A 3468-nucleotide genomic window follows, 5' to 3' on the forward strand; every position below is an offset into this window, starting at 1 on the left:
CAGGCACCAGTCGTCCGCATACCGCACGAGGCGGTAGTTGGGCAGACCCTGGCGGCGCCGTTTGGCCCTTCCATACGGGCTGGCTCCTGGCCCGCCCGGCCCTTGGGCGATGTGCTCGTCCAGGACTGAGAGAGCCACATTGCTCAGCAACGGGGAAAGAATCGACCCCTGCGGAGTTCCAGCGTCGGTATCCACCAGCGTGCCGTCCTCATCGAGGATGCCCGCCTTCAGGAATGCCTTCACCAAGGCCAAGACGCGCTTATCTCCGACTCGCCCCCGCACTCGATCCATAAGGGCGGAGTGCGATATCTCGTCAAAGCAGGCTTTGATGTCACCCTCAACCACCCACTCATACGAGCGGGATGCAAAATGGTGCACCTCAGCCACCGCGTCGTGAGCACGGCGATTCGGACGGAACCCGTAGGAACACGGGCGGAAATCCGCCTCGAAAATCGGCTCCAACACCAGCTTCAAGGACGCCTGAGCCACCCGGTCGCGGATAGTCGCGATCCCCAGATAGCGAACCTTGCCGCCAGCCTTGGGAATCGCGCGCCGCCGCGCCGGGAGAGGGCGGAAGGTGCGAGACTTAAGATCCTCCCGCAGTTCCGCAAGGAACCCCTCCAGCCCGCGCACGGACTCGATGTAGTAGGCGGTCTCGCCGTCCACTCCTGCCGTGCGCGCGCCCTTGTTGCTCCGCACCCGATCCCAGGCGACCAGCAGGAAGCCCGGGTCGGTGACGAGGTTGTACAGATCATCGAACCTGCGATGAGGATCATCACTGGCCCAGCGGTGCAGCTTGGCCTGGATCTCCAGTACCCGGCGTTCCGCCTTGAGTAAGACGTATTCCAGCTCGTCGATATTCACCAACGACCTCCCGGCATTCCAGCATCCGTACTGCAGACTTGCTGGCCCCCTTCGCCATGCACGGGCCTCTCGCCCGCTCGGACTACTACGGGGCCTCCGCCCCATCCCGCACCTTCGACAGACGACGCATCTATCCCAGAAACCCGGATGGCTACCGGGCCAAGGGAGCAATGCGGGATGGTTCCCGTGTTCACGGTGAATCGATCGATCAGTCCGGCATCCAGCTTTGCCCCGGCAGCATCGCCACGGTTACGCCGCAGGCTTTCACCGTGGCCTCCCCACCGACACGCCAAGTCGGCTACGGAGTCAGCCCGCCATATCGGCAGACTGTGCACTGCAACCCGGCCCATATCCACCAGATTTGAGCCGGTGCCACGCTTACGGAGCTTTACCACTGGTTCCTCTCGTATGCCCTCTGATCTCGCTCGCCGGACCCGGCCCGTCTGGCAGTTCCAGACCGTCCCGGCTTTGTCAGCGCTGCTTCCCGCCCTCCCCGGCGTCTCCCGAGTCGGACTGCGCTCAGCTCCCACCAACCTGCTGCGACAGGCTGGCGAGGAGGTCTTGCACCTCCTTCGATTCACCGCGCCTCACGGCGCACTGGCGCCTCGTGGCGCACCTCTATCTTGTTCCACTTCGACGTCCCCGGCGGTAGGTGACAGACCGTGATCTCCAGGCCGCTCTCTCGTGCGAAGGTGGCCAGGTTGCTTTTCCAGGTCCAGCGGCGAGGGTCGTTGGAGCCGCCGGAGTCGGCGGTGATCAGGAGCCGGGTGGCATTGGGGTGGTCCGCCCGTCCGCGGTGTTGCCACCAGCGTCGGATGGACTCCACCGCGAACTGGGCGGTGTCGTGGTCGGTGCCGACGTTGACCCATCCGCTGTTGTTGGCGATGTCGTAGATCCCGTAGGGGATCGCCATGGGCTGGTCGTTGGTGGTGAACGTGTGGCAGTCCACCTTGATCGCGTTCTTGCCCGGTCGCCAGGTGCGACCGGGCCGGTCCCGATTGCCGAGCCATTCCTTGGCCTTGGTGTCGACGCTGATCACCGGCTGGGCATCGTCGAGGAACGCGGCGGCGGTGGCATTGAGGTGGGTGAACTGGGCATCGCGGTCCGGATGGCTGATGCCCTCTGTTGTCTTCGCGGTTCCCTGCAGGCTGTAGCCCAGGGTGTGCAGCAGGTGTCCGACGGTGGAAGCGCTGACCGGGTGGCCCCGTGCGGTGAGGGTCGAGGCCAGGGCCCGTAACGACAGCGTGGTCCACCGCAACGGGGAGACGGGGTCGCCTCGGGTGTGCGGCTCGATCAGCGACTCCAGCGCGGGCAGCAGACCAGGGTCGGTATCTGTCAGCCGCTTGCGGCCCGCACCTGGAGCCCGGACCCGCTGGGTCGGTGAGGTGCAACTGGCTAACTCGGCCATGCCTCGAGCGATGGTTGCAGTGCTGGTGCCGGAGGCGGCGGCGACCCGGACGATCCCGCCGCGGCCGAGAGCCGTCGCCTCACTGGCCAGGTACAACCGACGGCGACGCTCATCGAGGTGCGGCAGGATCTGATCGAACTTGGCCCGCAGAACACGAGCGGCAACGCGGCCTGACAGACACGGGGTCATATCTCAGACTCCCACCAACCCCCCTCTGCCGAGCACTTATTGGAATACGGGCCCCGGCGGTGCCGGAGTACTGGCGCTGCACGCCGGCCGAGGTGGTGCCCTTCTTGAGGAAGCCGGTGTCGTCGAGGATGAGGATCCCGTCGGGCTCGCCGAGCCGTTCGGCTACGTAGTGCTGGAGGTCGTCGCGCAGCTCGTCGGCGTCCCAGCGGGCGCCGTTCAGGAGCCGCTGGAGGCGGTCGGGTGTGCGGTGTCCGGCGTATTCGGCCAGCTGCCAGCCGTTTTTGCGGCCGACCGGGCCCAGCAGTCCACGGATGTAGTCACGCATCCTGCGGCGCGGCTCGACGCGCCTGAAACGGTGGCCGGTGCGCAGGAACAGTTCCTCGAGTTCGTCGTTCGAGATCTCAATTGCACGCTCGTCGATCACGCCGGGAGGCTGCCCAGACCGCTGTCACTATCAGTGGCGAATGCACACGATCGAAGGGCGGTCCGGGAAAGAGAACACGGGCCGACAACCGGCCCACTACACTCACCCAAACCGCCCCTGAGCAGGGAACGTCAAAGTGCTGCTGGAGTACTAGTGTCCTGCGCCAGTAGTTGATCGTTGGTAGTTGTGTGACTTCTGCTGCTGGTGCGTCAGTTCCCCGTCGCGGCCCGAAGTTGGAACCGCTGCTTCTGTCTGACGACGAGCGGGCGGTGTTGGAAAGGTGGACGCGTCGGGCGACATCGGCCCAGGCCCTGGCGCTGCGGGCGCGGATCGTGCTGGCCTGTGCGGGGCCCGAGGTGCCGCCGATCGTCGCGGTCGCCCGGGAGCTTCGGGTGAGCGCGGACACGGTCCGCAAATGGCGGCGGCGCTTCCTCGCCGAGCGGCTGGACGGGCTGGCGGATGAGCCGAGGCCGGGAAGGCCGCCCACCATCAGCGTCGATCAGGTGGAGGCGGTGGTGGTCACCACGCTGGAACAGCTGCCGAGGAACGCCACCCACTGGTCGCGGAAGTCGATGGCCGAGCA

3 protein-coding genes and 1 pseudogene are annotated in these 3468 nt (G+C 66.1%); 1 reads left to right on the forward strand and 3 read right to left on the reverse strand.

Going from position 1 to position 3468, the window contains the following annotated elements:
- The 3 genes and pseudogenes from ABZZ74_RS53105 to ABZZ74_RS53115 all read right to left on the reverse strand — a co-directional run.
- A partial coding sequence (locus ABZZ74_RS53105) for a reverse transcriptase domain-containing protein (protein WP_356951303.1) occupies positions 1–864 on the reverse strand: 864 nt, incomplete at its 3' end.
- Positions 865–1480: 616 nt separating this feature from the next.
- Positions 1481–2461, reverse strand: a pseudogene (locus tag ABZZ74_RS53110) (ISAzo13 family transposase); the annotation flags it as partial.
- Positions 2382–2837 (reverse strand): transposase, encoded by a 456-nt coding sequence (locus ABZZ74_RS53115; protein WP_356951305.1) that lies wholly within the window; start codon positions 2835–2837, stop codon positions 2382–2384. The pseudogene ABZZ74_RS53110 and the gene ABZZ74_RS53115, both read right to left, overlap by 80 nt.
- A 317-nt stretch (positions 2838–3154) precedes the next feature.
- Between ABZZ74_RS53115 and ABZZ74_RS53120 the strand changes: the two genes are divergently transcribed.
- Positions 3155–3468 (forward strand): helix-turn-helix domain-containing protein (locus ABZZ74_RS53120; protein WP_356951304.1); only part of this gene is annotated, 314 nt, incomplete at its 3' end.

Source organism: Streptomyces sp. NPDC006476 (assembly GCF_040612015.1).
GTDB classification, from domain to species: Bacteria; Actinomycetota; Actinomycetes; order Streptomycetales; family Streptomycetaceae; genus Streptomyces; species Streptomyces griseorubiginosus_B.